This window comes from Streptomyces rubiginosohelvolus (assembly GCF_014649875.1).
Lineage (GTDB): Bacteria > Actinomycetota > Actinomycetes > Streptomycetales > Streptomycetaceae > Streptomyces > Streptomyces rubiginosohelvolus.
The window spans coordinates 95,791-115,551 of record NZ_BMTW01000013.1 but is presented as its reverse complement, the minus strand read 5'-3'; the positions used below and the strand labels follow the sequence as shown (position 1 = coordinate 115,551).

The 19,761-nt window shown below is 72.9% G+C and carries 17 protein-coding genes; 5 read left to right on the top strand and 12 right to left on the bottom strand.

What is annotated here, in order from left to right; all coding sequences use genetic code 11:
• Positions 1-155: 155 nt before the first annotated feature.
• The 6 genes from IE134_RS25535 to IE134_RS25510 all read right to left on the bottom strand — a co-directional run bounded on the left by IE134_RS25535 (position 156) and on the right by IE134_RS25510 (position 8,091).
• Positions 156-1,460 (bottom strand): cytochrome P450 family protein, encoded by a 1,305-nt coding sequence (locus IE134_RS25535; protein WP_030710358.1) that lies wholly within the window; start codon positions 1,458-1,460, stop codon positions 156-158.
• A complete protein-coding gene (locus tag IE134_RS25530) occupies positions 1,457-2,458 on the bottom strand; it encodes a nucleoside triphosphate pyrophosphohydrolase (RefSeq protein ID WP_189431876.1) in 1,002 nt (333 codons plus the stop codon). Before IE134_RS25530 ends, IE134_RS25535 begins: the two co-directional genes overlap by 4 nt.
• 61 nt (positions 2,459-2,519) lie before the next feature.
• On the bottom strand, positions 2,520-3,173 hold the full coding sequence (locus tag IE134_RS25525) for a SurA N-terminal domain-containing protein (RefSeq protein WP_030589173.1): 654 nt from the start codon (positions 3,171-3,173) through the stop codon (positions 2,520-2,522).
• 151 nt (positions 3,174-3,324) lie between these two features.
• Positions 3,325-4,983: a serine/threonine-protein kinase gene (locus tag IE134_RS25520; RefSeq protein ID WP_030710361.1), complete on the bottom strand. Its 1,659-nt coding sequence runs from the start codon at positions 4,981-4,983 to the stop codon at positions 3,325-3,327.
• A complete protein-coding gene (locus tag IE134_RS25515; protein ID WP_126932083.1) occupies positions 4,980-5,600 on the bottom strand; it encodes a hypothetical protein in 621 nt (206 codons plus the stop codon). The genes IE134_RS25520 and IE134_RS25515 overlap by 4 nt, the downstream gene beginning before the upstream one ends.
• A 157-nt stretch (positions 5,601-5,757) precedes the next feature.
• Positions 5,758-8,091, bottom strand: coding sequence for an N-6 DNA methylase (locus tag IE134_RS25510; RefSeq protein ID WP_098017277.1), 2,334 nt, complete (start codon positions 8,089-8,091; stop codon positions 5,758-5,760).
• Between the two features lie 274 nt (positions 8,092-8,365).
• Here IE134_RS25510 and IE134_RS25505 point away from each other — a divergent pair, with 274 nt between their 5' ends.
• Positions 8,366-9,094 (top strand): hypothetical protein, encoded by a 729-nt coding sequence (locus IE134_RS25505; RefSeq protein ID WP_189431875.1) that lies wholly within the window; start codon positions 8,366-8,368, stop codon positions 9,092-9,094.
• Between the two features lie 39 nt (positions 9,095-9,133).
• On the opposite strand, the gene IE134_RS25500 is transcribed toward IE134_RS25505, so the two are convergent.
• Together IE134_RS25500 and IE134_RS25495 are read right to left on the bottom strand one after the other, a co-directional pair.
• Complete coding sequence (locus IE134_RS25500) at positions 9,134-9,658, bottom strand: cysteine hydrolase family protein (RefSeq protein ID WP_229823742.1); 525 nt, start codon at positions 9,656-9,658, stop codon at positions 9,134-9,136.
• A 125-nt stretch (positions 9,659-9,783) separates the two neighbouring features.
• Complete coding sequence (locus tag IE134_RS25495) at positions 9,784-10,530, bottom strand: GNAT family N-acetyltransferase (protein ID WP_030710376.1); 747 nt, start codon at positions 10,528-10,530, stop codon at positions 9,784-9,786.
• 101 nt (positions 10,531-10,631) lie between these two features.
• Between IE134_RS25495 and IE134_RS25490 the strand changes: the two genes are divergently transcribed.
• Entirely contained in the window at positions 10,632-11,183 is a 552-nt protein-coding gene (locus IE134_RS25490) for a GNAT family N-acetyltransferase (RefSeq protein WP_030710378.1), read from the top strand.
• A 105-nt stretch (positions 11,184-11,288) separates the two neighbouring features.
• Positions 11,289-11,951, top strand: coding sequence for a hypothetical protein (locus IE134_RS25485; protein WP_030710380.1), 663 nt, complete (start codon positions 11,289-11,291; stop codon positions 11,949-11,951).
• Between the two features lie 22 nt (positions 11,952-11,973).
• Here the strand turns inward: IE134_RS25485 and IE134_RS25480 are convergent, their stop codons facing one another.
• Both IE134_RS25480 and IE134_RS25475 read right to left on the bottom strand, forming a co-directional pair.
• Positions 11,974-12,774, bottom strand: a complete 801-nt coding sequence (locus tag IE134_RS25480) for an HNH endonuclease family protein (protein WP_030710382.1) — start codon at positions 12,772-12,774, stop codon at positions 11,974-11,976.
• A gap of 89 nt (positions 12,775-12,863) precedes the next feature.
• A complete protein-coding gene (locus tag IE134_RS25475) occupies positions 12,864-13,172 on the bottom strand; it encodes an ArsR/SmtB family transcription factor (RefSeq protein ID WP_030710384.1) in 309 nt (102 codons plus the stop codon).
• A 61-nt stretch (positions 13,173-13,233) separates the two neighbouring features.
• On the opposite strand from IE134_RS25475, the gene IE134_RS25470 reads away from it, so the two are divergent.
• Entirely contained in the window at positions 13,234-14,226 is a 993-nt protein-coding gene (locus tag IE134_RS25470; protein WP_189431873.1) for a zinc-binding dehydrogenase, read from the top strand.
• A gap of 276 nt (positions 14,227-14,502) precedes the next feature.
• Positions 14,503-15,360: a nucleotidyltransferase domain-containing protein gene (locus tag IE134_RS25465; protein WP_030710393.1), complete on the top strand. Its 858-nt coding sequence runs from the start codon at positions 14,503-14,505 to the stop codon at positions 15,358-15,360.
• Positions 15,361-15,468: 108 nt separating this feature from the next.
• On the opposite strand, the gene IE134_RS25460 is transcribed toward IE134_RS25465, so the two are convergent.
• Together IE134_RS25460 and mfd are read right to left on the bottom strand one after the other, a co-directional pair.
• Positions 15,469-16,059 carry an SMI1/KNR4 family protein gene (locus IE134_RS25460; protein ID WP_030710395.1) on the bottom strand — a complete coding sequence of 197 codons (591 nt, stop codon included), beginning with the start codon at positions 16,057-16,059 and terminating at the stop codon, positions 15,469-15,471.
• Between the two features lie 147 nt (positions 16,060-16,206).
• Positions 16,207-19,740, bottom strand: a complete 3,534-nt coding sequence (mfd, locus tag IE134_RS25455; protein WP_189431860.1) for a transcription-repair coupling factor — start codon at positions 19,738-19,740, stop codon at positions 16,207-16,209.
• Positions 19,741-19,761: the final 21 nt, after the last annotated feature.

Genomic DNA, 19,761 nt, shown 5'->3' with positions numbered 1-19,761 from the left:
GACAAGCGAGTGACCTGAGCGCCGCGCAGCGGGATTCCGTGCCTGCGTCGGCGCACAAGTGACGCGTGAGCAACGTGCGACCGACGCGTCGAACCGTGAACCTAGCGGGACTCGAACGTGTGTCACAAGTCGATGCAGCGCAGATCACGTGAAAGTCACAGAGTTGACAGCGTGTCACTTTCTTCGGAACGGATTCCCGGTTCGAACGCGACCGGAAGGGTGCGCAGTCCGCGCATGATGAGCCCGCCGCGCCAGCGCAAATCGGTCGCTTCCTCAGCAAGTCGCAGGTCAGGAAGGCGCTTCAGGAGCGTGGCCAGCGCGGTCTGTCCTTCGAGCCGGGCCAGCGGCGCCCCCAGGCAGTAGTGGATGCCGTGCCCGTAACCGAGGTGCTGATTGTCACTCCGTGCAAGGTCCAGAACGTCCGGATCCGTGAACCGTTCCGGGTCCCGGTCGGCCGCCGCGAGCACGACCAGTACGGGGTCCCCGGCGGCGATCTCCTCGCCGCCCAGGGTCAGCGGCTCGGTGGCATACCGCCAGGTCGCCATCTCGACCGGCCCGTCGAACCGGAGCAGTTCCTCGATCCCGGTGGCCAGCAGCGCGCTCTCCCCGGATTCCAGGGAAGCCTGCAGCGCGGCCCGCTGCTCGGGGTGGCGCAGCAGGGCGTACGTCCCGTTCCCGATCAGGTTGACCGTCGTCTCGAACCCGGCGAACAAGAGGATGAACGCCATCGCGGCCGCCTCGTTCTCCGTGAGGTGCTCGCCGTGGTCGCTGGCCCGGATCAGCCCGGAGATCAGGTCGTCGCCGGGATTCTCCCTTTTACGGTGGATGAGTTCGGCGAGATAGCCGCGCATCTTCTTCACCGACCGGGCGACCCCGCCGCGCGGCCCGCCCCCGTGCCGGATCATCATGCCCGCCCAGTCCCGGAAGTCGTCCTGATCCTCGCGGGGGACGCCGAGCAGGTCGCAGATGGCGTAGATGGGGAGGGGGAAGGCGAAGTCATGGATCAGATCGGCCTTCCCCTCCTCGATGAAGCCGTCGATGAGTTGGTCCGTCAGCTCCTGCACGCGGGGCGCGAACTCCGCGACCCGGCGCGGGGTGAACGCCTTGGACACGAGCCGGCGCAGTCGGGTGTGGTCCGGCGGGTCGATATTGAGCAGATGCGTCATCAACTCCGCCTTGCGCTCCCCCGGGATCCCCGTCTTCCCCTTGGCGTGCGGCGACTCGGCGTGGTTGGCCGGGTTCTTGGAGAGCCGCGCGTCGGCGAGCGCCTGCCGGGCATCCCCGTACCGGGTCACGAGCCAGGCCTCGACCCCGCTGGGCAGCGCGGTGCGGTGCACGGGGCGGTGCTCGCGGAGCCAGGCGTAGGCGGGGTAGGGGTCGGTGGCGAACTCCCAGGTGAAGAGCTCGGGGGCGTTTTCGGGGGTGGTGGCGCTGTGCGGGCAGGCCGGGGTGTCGTTCACGCGCCCTCCGCCGCCAGGATCGCGTCCCGGTAGGCCCGGGCCGCAGCGCGCAGGGCGGCCTCCGGGTCGGTGCCGTTCGCCTCGGCGGCCACGGCGAGGGCGAGGAGCTCGTAGCCGATGGAGTCGGACGAGGGATCGCCCGTCGGCAGGGGCACGTCGAGGCCCGCCGTGCGGACCCGGCTGCCGAGTTTCGCCGCGAGGGCCAGGCCGGGCTGGCCGAGGGGGACGCCGTCGGTGACCGAGGTGCGCTGCTTCTCGATCGCCTTGGTGCGCAGCCAGTGCGCGTGGACGTCCTCGGGGGTCTCCGCGGTCTCGTCGCCGAAGACGTGCGGGTGGCGGTGGATCAGCTTCTCGACGAGGCCGCCCGCGACGTCGTCGATGGCGAAGGGCTCCTCGGGGTCCTCCTCCGCGATACGGGCGTGGAAGACGACCTGGAGCAGGACGTCGCCCAGCTCCTCGCGCAGCTCGTCCCGGTCGCCGTCCTCGATCGCCTCGACCAGTTCGTACGCCTCCTCGATGGCGTACTTGGCGAGGCCCCGGTGCGTCTTCTGCGAGGTCCAGGGGCAGGCGCGGCGGATCCGGTCCATGACCTGGACCAGGTCGAGGAGGCGGGCGCCGGGGAGGTCGTAGGAGCCGGGGAGCAGTTCCAGGTCCGGCATGGCCACCCGGCCCGAGCCGCCGAGGCGGGCCAGGCCGTCGGTGAGGGGGCCGTTGCCCCCGCCGCCGGTCAGGACGACGACCGTCCGGCCGCCCGCGCAGTCCGCGACCAGTTCGTCCGCGGAGGGCGTGGCGTGTTCGACGCGTACGCCCGCCTCGCGGAGGTAGGGCAGCTGCGGCTGGTCCGGGTCCGCGGTGAGGACGCGGTCGGCGGCGTGCAGGGTCTGCCAGGCCGGCCAGGACAGCAGGCCGGGTGCGACCCGGTGGCTGGCGGTGAGCAGGACGATGCGGCCGGGGTCGGCGGGGGTCTCGACGGAGGTGTCGGGGGCTTCGGCGTTCACCCTGCGAACCTACCCCCGGCTCCGCCGGCGGCCGACGGGCCGCCCTGCGCGGCCGGGCCGGTCAGGTCTCCGTCGGCTGCTCGGGGGTGAACTCGGTGCGCTGGGTGATCCAGGGCGCGCTGTAGTCGCCGAGCTGCATCTTCTGGTCGTCCCAGGTGCCGAAGCGCGGGTTGACGTCGATGTCGAGGGCCTTGGACGCCTTCGTGAGGGCCTCGCCGACGACCTGCTGGCCGGCGGGCGTGCCCAGGTCCGCGCCGAGCGCCCGGGCCAGCTTCGGGAGCTGGACCTCCTGGCGCATGTCGGCGTCGATCTGGTCCGGGGCCACCCAGCGCTGCTGGAGCATCATCGCCTCGAACTGGTCCTCGCCGCCCTGCTGGGCGAGGCTGGCCTGCCGCATCTCCTGGATCTCCTTGCGGGAGACCGTGACCCCCGCGTCCTCGGCGGCGCGGTCGAGGATCCGGCCGAAGATCAGCCCGTGCAGCTTGGCCCGGTTGAGCTGGCCCGACTTGTTCACCAGCTGGGCGGCCTGCGGGGAGCTCTCCTGGGCGGTGCGGACCTCAGCGGCCCGCTCCTGGACCGCCGACACCTCGATCCGCTCGCCGCCCACGACGGCCGCGGCACCGGGGTGGGCCTGGTTGCCGCAGGCCGACAGGAGCGGCGCGGCGACGAGCGTTGCGGCGAGGACGGAGAGCGCGGTGCGACGGCGGCGGTGCAAAGGAGCCTCCCGGGGAGAGTTTGTGCATCGGTGCACAAAGCCTTGCGGTGATCGATGTTAGGCAGTGGATGTGGCCTGTGCCACTGATTCGACCAACGATTCGGGAGGAGTTGGGGATGTGGTCCGCGAAGGCCGGTGCTCCGGGGCGCTGTCAGCCGCCGCGGACGTCCCGCTGGTGGCTGAGCAGGCGGCGCAGGTCCAGGGGCAGCGGGTGGTGCGGCCCGTAGGTGCGCTCGGCGTCGTACAGCAGCGCCTGGAGCTGGGCCCGGCCCGCGGTGTGGTCGCCGACCGCCAGGAGCAGCTGTCCGATGCGGTGCCGGATGTCGAGGGCGCGGCCGGGGTCGGAGGTGATCGGCCCGTAGGCGTTCTCGTAGTACGGGAGGACCGCGCGGTACTCGACCAGCGCTGCCCCGGCCTCGCCGAGCTGTTCCAGACACTGGGCCGCGTCGTAACGGAACTGGAGGGCCTGGCTGTCGGCCGGGCCCGCCTCGGCGGTGCGGTCCTCGGCGAGACGGCGCAGTTCGGGCAGGGCGCGGCGGTACTGCCCGTCGTCCATGAGCGTCGCGGCGTACTGCTTGCGCAGGATGCGGACGACCGGTGAGTGCTCGCCGTGCTCGGCCGCGGCGGCCGGGAGGGTGGCGCCGAGGACGTCCACGGCCTGGGTGATCCGGCCCTCGCCGAGCAGCTTCTTCACCTCGTCCACGGCCCGCGCGACGTCCAGCCGGCCGGGCGGCGGGGTGGTGGGGCGGGCGGGGGTGGCCTGGGCCGGGGTCGGGAAGGCGGCCGGGGGCCCGGTGAAGGACGGCGGGCCGCCGAGGGTGGGCCGCGTCGCGGGCAGGACCGGCGGCGGCGCGGCGAAGGTGGCGGGGGCGGGCACGGCGGCCGGGGTGGCGGCCCGGTCCGGCCAGGGGGCGTGCGGCCGCAGGAAGGGGCGGGTCGGGTCGAGCGGCCCGGCGGGGGTCCCGTGCTTCGGCAGCAGCGGGGCCAGTTCCTCGTACACCTCCTGGGCGGAGGCGGGCCTGTCCTGCGGGTCCTTGGCGAGCAGCCGCAGGACGAGGGCCTCCAGCGCGACGGGCACCTCGGGGCGCTTCTGCCGGACCGGGACCGGGGCCTCGTAGAGGTGGCGGTGCAGGACGCCCAGCGCGGTGGACCCGGCGAACGGCACGTCACCGCTGAGGAGTTCGTGCAGGAGGACCCCGAGGGCGTACAGGTCGGTGTACGGGCCGACCGCGCCGCCCATCGCCTGCTCGGGGGCCATGTAGGCCGGGGATCCGATGGGCGAACCGGTGTGGGTGAGGCGGGTGGTGTCGGTGTCGAGGACGGAGGCGACGCCGAGGTCGAGGACGGTGACGGTGCCGTCGGGGCGGACCATCACGTTCCGGGGCTTGAGGTCGCGGTGGACGATCGGCACGGCGTGCACCGCGCAGAGGACCGCGCAGAGCTGGGCGGCGACCGCGACGGCCCACGGCCAGGGGTAGGGGTCCTGCTCGGCCAGGTGGTCGGCGAGGTCGGCGCCCTCGACGTACTGCATGACGAGGTAGAGGTCGTCGCCGTCGCTGCCCGCGTCGTGGACGGTGACCAGGCCCGGGTGGTCGACCTGGGCGGTGACGCGGCACTCGCGGACGAACCGGCGGCGCAGTTCGTCGGCCGCGTCGCTGCCGGTGGGGCCGGCGACCCGGTCGGGGCGCAGCAGCTTCACGGCGACGCGGCGGTCCAGGCGCCGGTCGTACGCCGTCCACACCTGGCCCATGCCGCCCTGGCCGAGGATGGCCGCCAGCTCGTAGCGGTCGGCGATGGTCCGCCCGCTCACCGGCCCTCGCCGTCCCTGCTGTCCTTGTTCTCCTTGCGGAGGTAGTCGCTCAGCTCGTCCAGCTCGGCCCGGACCTGGTCGAGGCGCTGGGGCGCGGGCGTGGGGGTGGGCGGGGTGGTCGGCGCGGTGTACGGGTTGGGCTGCTGGTGCTGCTGAGACTGGGGCTGATGCTGCTGGGGCTGCTGGTGCGGGGCGAGGTGCTGTTGCTGGTACGGGAGCGGGGGCGCCGGGTGCACGGGCGTGGCGTACGGGGCCGGGGCGCCGAGGGTGTTGTAGTGCCGTATCTCCGCGTACAGGTAGTAGGTGATCACCCCGGCCAGCAGGCCGAGGATCCAGAGCATCATGAACAGCGCGGCCGCGTCCGACATCTGGTCGGGGTCGTCCGGGGTGGCCATGATGAAGGCGAACAGCCCGATGTTGAGGGCGAGCACGACCACCAGCAGGAACCAGTCGCGCGGCCTGCGGGTGACGATCGCGAGCCGCAGCATCGGCGCCCAGCCCAGCAGGCCGCAGCTCAGCACGGTCAGCGCCACGAGGATCACGCGCACCGTCGTGAGCGTCGCCGGGGACGGCCGCGGTGTCGTCGGCTGCTGCGGCATGGGGCCGTAGCCGTGCATGTGCTGCTCCTGGGAGGCGTATGTCGGACGTGTGGGGTGAGCGTATACACCTCCCCCGACCGGCTGTCCCCGGTTGCCCCCAAGGTTGTCCGCACCGTTGTGTGCGGCGGTCCTCCCCGGCCGCGCCGCCACCCCCGGGGCGCCCGGCGCGGTCACCTCATCCGGGCGTGACCGTGCCGTCCGTCAGGCCGTCGTACATCCCCTGGACCAGTTGGCCGCCGAGCCGCCCCGCCGTCCGCAAAGCGTCCTCGAAGGCGGCCAGTTCGCGGAACCGCTCCCCGTACCGCTGCTGCTCCGCGAGCGGCATCCGGGGCAGTTGGAGGCGGCGTGCGTCCAGCCGGGCGGCGGTGGACGCGTAGCTGCTGGCCTGCCGGTGGTTGGCGGTGCCGCGCAGGAATCCGGCGAGGAACCAGGGATCGACGGCGGCCGGGTCGGGCCGCAGGAGCTGGAGGTTGCGGCCGAGCGCGGCCCCGGCCGTCGCCGCGTCCACGACCCGGGCCGCGGTGCCGCCCCCGAGCACGGGCACGACGACGTCGCCGGGTTCGAGCAGGACCGGGTCGTCGGCGGCCGCCCCGCCCGGGGCCTCCTGGCCGGTGGGCGGGAGGGCGGTCGGGGCCGCGCCGGTGAGGACGTCGTGCTCGGTGAGGACGGGGGCGACCGCGCTGCCGGGAACCGCCGTACCGCTGTGCAGGAACAGCGCACCGGCGCGGGCGAGTTCGCCGACGGTGGTGAGCGGGCGGTGCGCTGGCTCGGCGGGGGAAGCGGCGGGCGGGACGAGCCCCGTGGTGAGGCGGAGCGTCTCGGTCAGGCGTTCCCGGATCTCGCCGAGGCCGGACGCGCCGCCTCCGGACGCGGGGCGCGGCAGGTGGCGGGCCGGGGCCAGGTCCACGTCGTCGTCGAGGAGTTCGATCACGGGCACGACGCGGCTGACCCCCTCGACGTCGGCCCGGTCGCGCCAGGCGTCGAGGACGGCGGAGCGTACGGCGGGCCAGTCGAACCGTTCGCGTCCACCGCCCGGGGTCTTGCCGCCGGCCGCTTTGCCACCGGGCGGCCGTCCGGGGCCCGCGGACGCGTCCGGGGCCGGTCCGGAGAGGTCGGAGGTGTCGGCCAGGAGGAGATCGGCGGCGGGCCGCGTGCCGGGCTCCGGCTTGCACAGGATCCAGAGGTGGAGCGGAATGCCGTACGGAGGGGCGGCGCCGGCCGGCAGCGCGATGACGGCGCGCAGGGCTCCCCGCCGCAGGAGTCCGGCGCGGATCCGGCGGCCGGAGCGGCGGGAGGCGGCGGCGGGCGGCATGAGCAGGACGGCGGTGCCGCCGTCGCGCAGCCGGGCCAGGACGTGCTGGACCCAGGCGAGTTCGGACTCGGTGCGGGCCGGGAGGCCGTACTCCCAGCGGGGGTCGTAGGCCAGTTCGTCGTGCCCCCAGTTGCGTTCGTTGAACGGCGGGTGGCAGAGCACGGTGTCGGCGGCCAGCTCCGGGAAGGCGTCGGCCCGCAGCGTGTCGCCGGTCCGCACGGTCGGCCCTGGGGCGGCGCGATGCGCTCCGTCGGCGGCGCGGCGCGGTCCTTCGGCGGCGCGGCCTGGTCCTTCGGCGGCCAGGGCCAGACGCAGGGCGGTGAGCGCGGCGAGGGCGGGGTCGGCTTCCTGGGCGTACAGGGCGGCGGGCCCGCCGACCGCCCGGAGCAGGGCGCCGGTTCCGGCGGCCGGGTCGAGAACGCTGCGGACGGGCTGCTCCCGGGCCGCCCGGTCCGCGTCCTTCGGCGGTTCGGCGAGGTCCACCATCAGCTCGGCGAGCTGGGGCGGGGTCAGCGTGTACTGGCGGGGGTTGGCGTCCAGCTGCCGGCCGAGCAGGAACTCGAAGGCCTGACCGGCCCCGATCCCGGCGGCCAGCTCGGCGGCCGCGCGGAGGAGCGGCACGGACGGGAGCAGGTCCTGAGCGGTGGGCGTGTGAACACGTGCCGACTGCGGCGCACTCGCTGTGTGAACACCTCCCGGCTCCTGCGCACCGGCCGTGTGATCATCTCCCGGCTCCTGCGCACCGGCCGTGTGAACACCTGCCGGCTCCGGCGCACTCGCCCCGTGAACACCGTCGGCCGCAGGCCCGAGCCTCGCGGTGAGCACGTGCTCCATGGCCTGCGGCAGCAGGGCGGCCATCCGCTCGTCCGGGGCCGCCGCGAGCTCCAGCCAGGCGGTGGGCCGGTCACGGACGAGCAGCAGGGCGCAGCCGACGTGGATCAGCGCCCGGCCGGCGCCCGCGGGATGCCCGGCGACCGCTTGCCAGACGCGCTCACGCAGCGGCACCTCGGCGAGTTTCCCCTGGTCGCGCAGCCACTGCTCGACCTCGGCCAGCGCGAAGGACGGGCTGGTGCCGGTCCCGCCGACCGGCTGCGGGAAGTCGGCGTACCGACGGCGCCAGTTGCTGACGGCGGCGCGTCCCACGCCCGCGAGTCGGGCGATACCGGCCGCGGTGACCTCGGTCGCGTTCTCCGGCACTGGCTCTCTCCTCGGTCCGTGCGCGCTGCTTGTCCTGCCCGTCCTGACTGCCCGCCTCGCCGAGCATAGCGACACTCCCGCGCCACACCCACAGAGGCGGTTGCCCGACACATCTCGCGTGAACCGTGTTGACTCGGTTCACAAGCTTTGCTCTTATTGACCCGTCACCACAGGGACATCCCGGCAGGGGACGTTCCTGCAGGGGGCGTCCCTGCGGGGCGCTCTCCATCCGCTGTCCGGCGCGCCTCGCGCCCCTCCTCCCGGAGCCTGACCCATGCGTCTCGTCACCCGTATCTCCGTCAACACCCTCTGCGCGCTGGCCCTGGCCGGTCTCGCCGCCTGCGGCACCGACTCCCCGAAGGAGACCGGACCGTTCGCCGGCCAGTCGGGGCCGGAAGTCGTCAACAAGGCCCTCGACAAGACGAACGGGGTGAAGTCCTTGCGCATAGGCCTCGACATGACCACGCCCGACGGCCGCATCAAGGCCGACTTCGCGTCGAGCCTCGGCGGCGACTGCACCGGGACGATGAGCATGGGCGGCGAGGGCCGGATGGACGTCGTGAAGACCGGCGACACGGTCTACACGAAGTTCGACGAGGCCCTGCTGCGCGAGCAGTCGAAGGGCGAGCCGAAGGAGGACGTGGACGCGGCGGTCGAGCTGCTCGCGGGCCGCTGGACGGAGTCGAAGGCGTCCGACCCGGACACCAAGGACTCCATCGAGTTCTGCGACCTGAAGGGGCTCCTGAAGGAGTTCGAGGCGAGCGACAACGCCGCGAGGAAGAAGGGCCCCACGAAGGTCGCGGGCACGCCGGCCCTGCGGCTGACGGAGAAGGAGGGCAAGGAGACCTACACCATCGACGTCGCCGCCGAGGGCGCCCCGTACATCCTGCGCGTCACGTCCCGGGGCGGCGAGGAGCCCATGACGATGAACCTGTCCGACTTCGATGTGCCGGTCGTGGCGGAGAAGCCCGCCGCGAAGGACATCATCGATCTGGAGCAGTAGGGCTCGGCCCGGGGAGGGGGCGCCGCAGGGCCTTTCGCCTTACGAGGGGTTTCCGCGGCCGAAGTCGACCTCGGCCGCGGGCAGGACGCGCACCCGACGCCCCGGGAAGCGGAGGTTCCGGTAGATCTCGTTGTGGTGCGCGACGGACGCCGGCGGTGCGGCGTACCGGCCGGAGACGGCGGGCCGGACGGACGTGGTGTGCCCGTCCGCGACGAGCACCACGTCGTACCCTCGGCTCAGCGCCTGCCGGGCCGTGGATTCGACGCAGATCTCGGTGGCGAACCCGGTGACGACGACCTCGGTCACCCCTCGGGCGCGCAGGACGGCGTCCAGCTCCGTGCCGAGGAAGCTGTCCGGGGCGTCCTTGGGTACGACGGTGTCCCCGGCGGCGGGGGCCAGTTCGGGCACGATCCGCCACCCCTCGGTCCCCGGCTCCAGCTCCTCGTCCTGCTGCTGCGCGAACACCACCGGGACCCCGGCCGCCCTGGCCCGCGCCTGGAGACCGGCGACGGCCGCGACGGTGGCGGAGGCGCGGTGCGCGATCGCGACGAGGGTGTTCTGCATGTCGATGACGAGGAGGGCGGGGGTGGGCGGCGCCTCCGCCGGGGAAGCCGCGGTCACCCCGGAGGCCGCGGTCACCCCGGAGGCCACGGTCACTCCGGGAGCCGCCGCCCCATCGCGTCTCACCGTCACAGCCGGTGCCGTACCCATACGTTGGGCTCGACGTACACCGCGTACCCGTGGGCGAGCGCGCAGTGGACCGGGACGAGCGCCCCCGGCACCTCCACCGGACCGTCCGTGTCGAACGGCAGCCCGGTCCATTCCCGCCACTGCGCGAGCGAACCGCTCACCGTCATCGACACGGTGGCGACCGAGTCGACCGTCCCGCCCGCCCGGGCGTGGACCCGCAGCCAGGGGTCCTCGGGCAGCCCGTCATCGGCCCGCGTCAGCCGGGCGTACTCCTCCATCGGCAGGCCGGACTTCAGATGCTTGCCGCTCGGCCGCACCGGGGCGACGACCTCCCGGAAGCCGTGCCGCCGCGCGTTGTCCCGCATCGCGGCGAGCATCCGGCCCGATATCCCCTTGCCCTGATGGCCGGTGGCCACCGTGATCTCGATCGCGCCGACCGTGTCGGGCGTCCGCCCGCGCCGCAGGTCGGCGAAGGCCCACAGCAGCATCCGGTCCCAGCCGCCGACGGGCAGTTCACCGCGCCCGGGCGCGTCCAGCACGAAGGGCACGCTGTAGGCGCGGGCGACGACGGCACCCTCGGGGTCGGTGGCGACCAGTACGTACTGGGGGAACTCGACGGCGATCCGGGCGAAGTTGGCCCAGCCGACGATGTCCTCCAGCACGAACTCCGGCCAGGTGTCCGGCATTCCGTCCAGGGCGCCGGCGAGCTCGGGACGCTCGGCGAGGGTGGTGATGTTCAGCTCCATACGCGTGACCTTAGGCAGCCGGCACCGCTCCGACCAGCGAATATCGGCGTGGACCGCCGCGCCGCGGAGGCGGTGGACGGCCCCGGCTACCCTCTCGCCGCATGACAACGACGACACCACCGGACTCCCCCGTACGCATCCGTCCCTGCCGGGCGGCGGACCTCGACGTGCTGGAGCGGCACATGCCCTCGCCCGGCCGGACCCGGCGGCACGCAGCCCGGTTCGACCGGCAGGAGCAGGGGCTCACCGCCTTCCTGACCGCCTGGGCCGACGACGTACCCGTGGGAACGGCACAGATCCTGTGGCAGGGCTGCGCGGCCCCGGAGGTGCAGGCCCGCCTCCCCGGCTGCCCGGAGCTGAACGGGCTCGGGATCTGGCCACCGGAGCTGCGGTCCCGGGGCATCGGCACGGCGTTGATCCGGGCGGCGGAGGAGCAGGTCCGGGCCGCCGGCCACACCCTGATCGGCCTCGGCGTGGACGACGACAACCACCGGGCGGCCGCGCTCTACCTGCGGATCGGCTACCGGGAGACCGGCTGCCGCTACCTGGACCGGTACGCGTACCTCGACGACGACGGCGTCCGGCACGAGGTCGCGGACCCGGCCCGCTTCCTGGTCAAGGAGCTGGACGGGGGGCGCTTGAGGGCCGAGTGATCCGGCCGGAACCGTGAGGTGTGCATGCCGCGTCCCCACCCGTGACTTTCCACCCCGTGCGCCACCCGGGCGTCACCCGTCGAGGACCCGTCGAGGAGCAGAACCATGACCCAGCCCGGCAGTACACCGAACCGCCCCCGGAGAGGCGCCGGATGCCTGCAGAGCCTGCTGGTGCTCGCGGTGATCCTCGGCCTGGGTTACGGAGCGTCCAAGATCTTCGGTGACGAGTCGTCGAAGTCGAAGGGGTCCTCGTCGTCCTCCTCCTCCGCCTCGGACGGCAAGGGCGGATCGTGGGCGATCGGTGACTGCGGAGGCCCGGACCCGGAGAACAAGCCGGACGGCTACCGCGCCTTCGACTGCGACGAGACGGGCGCGACCTTCAAGGCCCTGAAGATCGAGGACGCGAGCTTCCTGCCCAACGCGATCCAGTGCCCGGCCGGAACGGACCTGATCATCCAGGTCTCCCGGGTCTTCGGCTCCGGCGGCGACAAGAAGGGCGGCGGCATCCCCACCAACACCGTCTGCGGCCGGAACCTGACGGGCGACCACCCCGGCGACGCGGGCGCCGGCGGCGGCCAGCTCGTCGAGGGCGACTGCATCTCGGCGACGGCCAAGGAGATCGCCTGCGCCTCGGCCGGGGCGAACGACTTCAAGGTCCTCGGCCTCGTCAAGGAGAAGGCGGAGTGCCCCGCGGCGACCACGGAGCCGATGGAGCTGATGATGGCGATGGGCCGCCCGTACGACGTCATCTGCGGCGGCAAGGTCTGATCGGACGCCTTCCGGGGCCCGCTCAGCCGCCGCACTGGGTGAGCATGGCCCGCTTGTCCGCCGTCGTGACCGGGAGTTCGTACTTCAGCGAGACCTGGGCGAACCGCACCGCGTACGAGCAGCGGATCGGCTTGTACGGCGGCAGCCAGGAGGCGGGGCCGGAGTCGCGCTTGGCGTTGTTGGCCGGACCGTCCACCGGGATGAGGTTGAGCGGGTCGTTGGCGATCTGCTCGCGCTTCGACTCGTTCCAGCGGGCGGCGCCCATCTGCCAGTTGTAGGACAGCGGCATCACATGGTCGATCTGCACCTTCGTCGCCTGCTGCTTGCGCCAGTCGATGGTCTCGCCGGTATAGGGGTCCTGGAGCGTCATCGCCATGACGACGCAGTCGGAGCCCGTCTTGTGCTCAATGCCCTTGCCGTCACGGGCGAGCAGGTCGTTGCGGGTGTCGCAGCCGTTGCGGGCGAGCGGGATGCCGTCGACGCCGTCCTTCCAGGCGTAACCGAACTTGTCCCGCTCGTAGCCGGTCTTCGGGCCGCGCCCCTTGGTGGCCACCTTCTCGATGAGCTGCCGGGCGGCGGCCCGGTCCGCGTCGCCGGTGAGGGGCGCCAGGCCCGGCTTCGTACCGTCCGGGTTGTCGAGCGGGCTGGCGCCGAAGCCCTCGGCGGACTGCGCTCCGCCGTTGGTCCCGCCGCTCGTGCCACCGCCGTCGGCCGCGAGGTCGTCGGGGTCGCAACCCGCCAGGGCGATCACGACGAGGGCGCCGACGGCGGGCAGGGCCGCTGCTCGGTGCGTACGGCGGCGGTGCGTACGGGGAGCTGTCACGGGGAGTTGTCCTGACGGTGAGGGGAGCGGGCGCTGAGGATCCTATGGGCGCCTTCCCCGTCGGAGTCGCTTCCATGACCGCAAGGCCTCTAGAACACGTCGCCCAGGGTCTCCAGGAGACGGGCGATGTTCGCCTCGTCGCGGCGGTAGTAGGTCCACTTGCCCCGCCGCGTGGCGACCACCAGCCCTGCCTGCCGCAGTATCGCCAGGTACTGCGAGGTGGTCGACTGTCCGAGCCCCGCACGCTGCTGGATGTCGCTCACACAGACGCCGATCCCGACGTCGGCGGGCTCCTGGCCCGGGAAGCTCATCGGGTCCTTGAGCCACACCAGCATCTGGCGGCGGGCCGGGTTGGACAGGGCCCGGAACACCGCCAGCAACTCCGTCTCCGAGAACACCAGGCGATCGTAACTCAATCACATATTGGAAATTCGCGATATGACGATTTATGGTTGCGGCATGTCGACTTCGATGCGTGTGATGGAACTCGTCCACTTCGGCGACGCGGACACCGCGTTCGCCGCCCGGGAGCTGCCGAGGCCCGCTCCGGGCCCCGGTCAGTTGCTGGTGCGTGTGCTGGCCACGTCCGTGAACCCTCTCGACCTGCAGACCCGGCGCGGCGACTACCGCGACCAGGTGGCGCTGCCGGCGGTGATCGGCAACGACGTGTCCGGGGTGGTGGTCGGGACCGGCCCCGGGGCGGACGACTTCCGCCCGGGCGACGAGGTCTGGTATCTCGCGCCGGTGCTCGCCGGGCAGGGGACGTACGCCGAGTTCCACGTGGTCGACCAGGCCCTGGTCGCCCGCAAGCCCGAGGGGCTGTCGCACGTCGAGGCCGCCGGTCTCGCGCTCGTGGGCGTGACGGCGTGGGAGGCGCTGGTGGAACGAGCCGGGGTGCAGGCCGGGGAACGGGTCCTGGTGCACGGCGGAGCGGGCGGGGTCGGCTCGGCCGCCATCCAGGTCGCCCACGCCCTGGGCGCGGAGGTGGTGACCACCGCGCGGGCGAAGGACCACGAGTTCGTCACCGGTCTTGGAGCCGACACCGTGATCGACTTCTCGGCCGGTGACTACGTACCGCAGGTCCGCGAGCTGGGCGGGGTGAACGTCGTGCTGGACACGGTGGGCCGGGACACCCTCACCCGCAGCCCGGAGGTCCTCGCCGACCGGGGCCGCGTGGTGTCCATCGTGGACACCCCCGAGCCGCAGAACCTGCTCGCCGCGTGGGGCGTGAACGCGACCTACCACTTCCTCTTCGTCAGCCCCGGCCGGGCGAAGCTCGACGCCCTCAGCCGACTGATCGACCGGGGCGAACTCCGGCCGGACATCGGCGCGGTGCTCCCGCTGGCCGACATCGCGGAGGCACACACGCTGCTGGAGGGCGGTTCCGTCGGCGAGGGCCGCCGACGCCCCCGCGGCAAGATCGCCATCGCCGTCGGGCCCGAGCTCGGATGAGGCACGCCTGAGCCCTACCCCGGCACCCGAGCCCGGGCGACCGAGAAGTTGCGCCCCGGCATGGCGGGCCGGACCCGGAGGAGGCGTTCCGGTCACTCGCCGCGGCGGTCTTCGCGCCAGAAGGCGGTCGCGGCCGTTGACGGACACGGCCTAGGCTGCCCCCATGGGCGTTTCCTGAGCGACGAACGAGGTCCCGGACCGGGACCGGAAGCAGCCCGGCGTCGACCGCCGGGCCTCGTTCGTCTGCCCATGCCCCCTTCCTCAGGAGACCCGGCCATGCCGCACACCCGGCCCACCCACGCCCGTACCGCCCCTACCGCTCCCGCCTCCCTGGACCGCCGAATCGAGTCGCTGCGCGCGACGGCCGAGGCCGATCCCCGGGTGGAGGGCGTCCTGCTCTACGGCTCGTGGACGCTCGGCGAGGCCGACGCCCACTCGGACCTGGACGCCTGCCTGTACGTACGGGAGGAGGACGTCGACGCCTTCGACGGGCGGGAATTCGTGGAGCGGCTGGCCCCGCTGAAGCTGGCGTACACCAACATGTACGGCATCCTCGCGGTGGTCTTCGACGACCTGATGCGCGGCGAGTTCCACGTCGAGCCCACGGGCCCCGGTATCGCCGAGATCGCCACCTGGCGCGGCCAGGTCCACTTCCCCCGCCCCGAAGCCGCCGTGCTCCTGGACCGCACCGGCCGCCTGACCGCCGCCGCCCGCGAACTGGCCGCCTTCACCCCGCCGGAGCCGCTGGCCACCGCCCAGCAGCTCACCGACGAACTGGCCAACTGGACCCTGATGCTGGCCCACGTACAGGCCCGGGGCGAGCACGCCCGCGCCCACAACCTGCTGCACGCCGTGATCGCCCCGCTCCAGCTCAAGCTCTGCCGCCTGCTGCGCGGCTCGACCGCCCACTGGCTCACCCCGAGCCGCGCCCTGGAGGCGGACCTGCCGGGCGCGGACGTCGAGCGGTACGCCACGACGACCGGGCCCCTGACCCCGGAGGCGGTCCGCACGGCGGCCGCGAACAGCTGGCAGTGGAGCCGGGAGCTGGCGGCCGAAGCGGCGGACCGGTGGGGCGTCCGGCTCCCGCTGGGGCTGCACGAGGAGATCGCGGGGGCGCTGTCCCGCGCCGGGTGACCTCGGCCGGTCGAGCACGGGGCCGTCGGCAAGGCCGTCCGGCCTGAGTCCGGACGGCCTTGGTCGCCCCGTTCGGCCGAGTCCGGAGGGCCTACGCCCCGCGACGGCCTAGTCGTCCGCGAACCAGGAACGACCCTCGGCCCAGTGGGCCACCCATCCCGCGAAACCGGGCGTGCCCGGCATCACGAGCGTGCCCGGCCGGGTGCCGAACGGTATCGCGCCGTTCTCGTCGATCAGCCAGACGTGACCGCGTTGCGGGCCCGTGGTGATCAGGTGCCAGTACATGCCGCAGCCGTCCGTGCCCAGCAGCAGGGAGCCGTGGTCGTACACGGCTTCCACCCGGGTATCGAACTCCTCGTCCGACAGCTCCTCCCCTTCCTCTCCCCCTTCCCACTGCCATGTCTCCGTGAGCGGAAAAGGCTGGGCGAGCAGGCGCTCGGCGCGGCCCTCGCCCCAGTCCGAGGGCGTTTTCGCGAGGGGCAGCAGACCGTAGTCGGGCGGTCCCGCGCGCAGTCCGTCGCTGATCTCCGCCACGCAGGTGCGATACGGCTCCGGGAGCACGATGCCGTGCTCCGCCTCGAACGACCGCACCGCGTCCCAACCGGCCGGCGGCGCCGCATCGGGATCGGACGCGAAGATCTCGCGGAGGGCGGCCGCCTCCGACGGGGCGCAGGTTTCCGTGTTCATGCCGGTCATCATCCAGGACACGGGAGAAGCGGCGTCCAGTACCTGCGACCGGGGCACATCGGGCCCCACCGGGTGAGCGAACCCGGCGGGGCCCCATCGTTCGCGAGCCTCGGGGAGCGTAGGCCCCCAGGGGTCGGCCGTTCGCAGAGTTCCGGGGACCTACGACCCCAGGATCGTCGTCAGGAACTCCCCCGTCCACGCCAGCAGTTCGCGGCCGATGACCGGCTTGCCGCCGATCTTGCCCGTCGTCGGGCGCGGGACCAGGATCTGGTGGGCGGCCGGCTTGATGACCGTCTTGGGGTGCAGGCGCTTCAGGCGCAGTTCCTGGGACTCGCGCAGCTCCACCGGGGCGAAGCGGATGTTGGAGCCCTGGAGGACGATCTCGCCGACTCCGCAGGCACGGGCCAGCATGCGCAGGCCCGCCACCAGGAGGAGGTTCTCGACCGGTTCGGGCAACGGGCCGTAGCGGTCGGTGAGTTCCTCGCGGACCGCTCGGATGTCGTCCTCCGAGTTGGCCTGGGCGATCGCGCGGTACGCCTGGAGGCGCAGGCGCTCGCCGGGGGCGTAGTCGTGCGGGACGTGCGCGTCGACCGGGAGCTCGATCTTGACCTCCAGCGGGGGCTCCTCCTCGACGCCGCCCTCCATCTGGGCCCGGTAGTCGGCCACGGCCTCGCCGACCATGCGGACGTACAGGTCGAAGCCGACGCCCGCGATGTGGCCGGACTGCTCGCCGCCCAGCAGGTTGCCCGCGCCGCGGATCTCCAGGTCCTTCATCGCCACGTACATGCCCGCGCCCATCTCCGTGTGCTGGGCGATCGTCGCCAGGCGCTCGTGGGCCGTCTCGGTGAGGGGCTTCTCGGGGGGATACAAGAAGTAGGCGTAGCCCCGGTCTCGGCCTCGGCCCACCCGGCCGCGCAGCTGGTGCAGTTGGGAGAGGCCGAAGTTGTCGCCGCGCTCCACGATCAGGGTGTTGGCGTTGGAGATGTCGATGCCGGACTCGACGATCGTCGTGGAGACCAGGACGTCGAACTTCTTCTCCCAGAAGTCCACCACCACCTGTTCCAGGGCCTGTTCGGACATCTGGCCGTGTGCCGTCGCGATCCGCGCCTCGGGGACGATCTCGCGGAGGCGGGCGGCCGCCCGGTCGATGGACTCGACCCGGTTGTGGATGTAGAAGACCTGGCCCTCGCGCAGCAGTTCACGGCGGATCGCCGCGCCGATCTGCTTCTCCTCGTACGGGCCGACGAAGGTGAGCACCGGGTGGCGCTCCTCCGGCGGAGTGGTGATCGTGGACATCTCGCGGATGCCCGTGACCGCCATTTCGAGCGTACGGGGGATGGGCGTCGCGGACATCGTGAGGACGTCCACGTTGGCGCGGAGCTTCTTCAGCTGTTCTTTGTGCTCGACACCGAACCGCTGCTCCTCGTCCACGATGACCAGGCCGAGGTCCTTGAACTTCGTCTCGGAGGAGAACAGGCGGTGCGTGCCGATGACCAGGTCGACCGCGCCGTCCTTCAGGCCTTCCAGGGTTGCCTTGGATTCTGATTCCGACTGGAAGCGGCTCAGGGCGCGGACGTTGACCGGGAATTGGGAGTAGCGCTCGGTGAACGTGCCGTAGTGCTGCTGGACGAGGAGCGTCGTGGGGACCAGGACCGCCACCTGCTTGCCGTCCTGGACCGCCTTGAACGCCGCCCGGACCGCGATCTCCGTCTTGCCGTAGCCGACGTCGCCGCAGATCAGCCGGTCCATCGGGACCGTCTTCTCCATGTCCTCCTTGACCTCGGCGATCGTCGACAGCTGGTCGGGCGTCTCCGCGTACGGGAAGGCGTCCTCCAGCTCCCGCTGCCACGGGGTGTCCGCGCCGAAGGCGTGGCCGGGGGCCGCCATGCGCGCGCTGTACAGCTTGATCAGGTCGGCGGCGATCTCCTTGACCGCCTTCTTCGCCCGCTGCTTCGTCTTCGTCCAGTCCGCGCCGCCGAGCCGGTGCAGCGTCGGGGCCTCGCCGCCGACGTACTTGGTGACCTGCTCCAGCTGGTCGGTCGGGATGTAGAGGCGGTCGCCGGGCTGGCCGCGCTTGGCCGGGGCGTACTCGACGAGCAGATACTCGCGGGTCGCGCCCTGGACCGTGCGCTGCACCATCTCCACGTACCGGCCGACACCGTGCTGCTCGTGGACGATGTAGTCGCCGACCTCCAGCGTCAGCGGATCGATCGTCTTCCTGCGGCGGGCCGGCATCCGGCCCAGGTCCTTGGTGGCCGTGCGCTGGCCGGTCAGGTCGGTCTCGGTGAGCACCGCCAGCTTCAGCGCCGGGTCGACGAAGCCCTGCTCGATCGCCCCGCACGAGACGTGGACCAGGGACGGGGTGATCTCCGTCAGGTCCGCGTCGAGGCGGGCCGCGATGCCCTCGCCGCTCAGCACCTCGACCGTACGGGAGGCGAGCCCCTGGCCCTCCGTGACGTACACCGTGCGCCAGCCGTCGGCCAGCCAGCCCTTGGTGTCGGCGAGCGCCCGGGCGGTGTCGCCCCGGTACGCCTCGGGGGCGTGCATCGAGAGCTGGAGGGTGTCGTCGTCGTGGTCGGTGGCGTCGGCCGCGAACGGCGAGAGCGACCACCACATCATGTCCAGCTCGCGGGCCCGGTCCCGGACGTCCGCGATGCCCCACAGCGAGGCCGCGCCCACGTCGATCGGGGCCTCGCCGCCGCCCGCGCTCGCCGCCCAGGACGCCTGGAGGAACTCCTGGCTGGTGGCGACCAGATCGGCCGCCCGCGTCCGCACCCGCTCCGGGTCGCAGACGATCGCCATCGCGTCCTTCGGCAGGACGTCGAGCAGCAGCTCCATGTCGTCGACGAGGACCGGGGCCAGCGACTCCATGCCCTCGACCGCGATGCCCTCGGCGATCTTGCCGAGCAGTTCGCCCAGCTCCGGGTGGGCCTCGGCGAGGGCCGCCGCCCGCTCGCGGACCTGGTCGGTCAGCAGCAGCTCGCGGCAGGGCGGGGCCCACAGCCCGTGCGCGGCGACCTCCAGCGACCGCTGGTCGGCGATCTTGAAGTAGCGGATCTCCTCGACCTCGTCGCCCCAGAACTCCACCCGGAGGGGGTGCTCCTCGGTCGGCGGGAAGACGTCCAGGATCCCGCCGCGTACGGCGAACTCTCCGCGCTTCTCGACCAGTTCCACCCGGGAGTACGCGGCGGCCGCCAGCGCGTCCACCACCTCCCCCAGGTCCGCGCTCTGCCCGCCCGCAAGGCTCACCGGCTCCAGCTCGCCGAGCCCCTTGACCTGCGGCTGGAGCACGGAGCGGATCGGGGCGACGACGACGGAGACCGGGCCGGTCTCCGGGTCGTCCTCGCGCGGGTGCGCCAGGCGGCGCAGCACGGCGAGGCGGCGGCCCACGGTGTCCGAGCGGGGCGAGAGCCGCTCGTGCGGCAGGGTCTCCCACGAGGGGTACTCCGCGACCGTGTCCGGCGGCAGCAGCGTGCGCAGGGCCGCGGCCAGGTCCTCGGCCTCGCGGCCCGTGGCGGTGACGGCCAGCACGGTCCGGCCGGTCTGCCGGGCCAGCGCGGCCACGGCGAACGGGCGCGCGCCGGGCGGGCCGACCAGGTCGACATGGGCCCGGTGCCCGTCCCCGGCGGCCTTCACCGCCTCGGCGAGCGCCGGGTCCGTAACGACGACATCCAGCAGACCGTGCAGGCTCATGAAGTTTCCGTCCGGGATCAG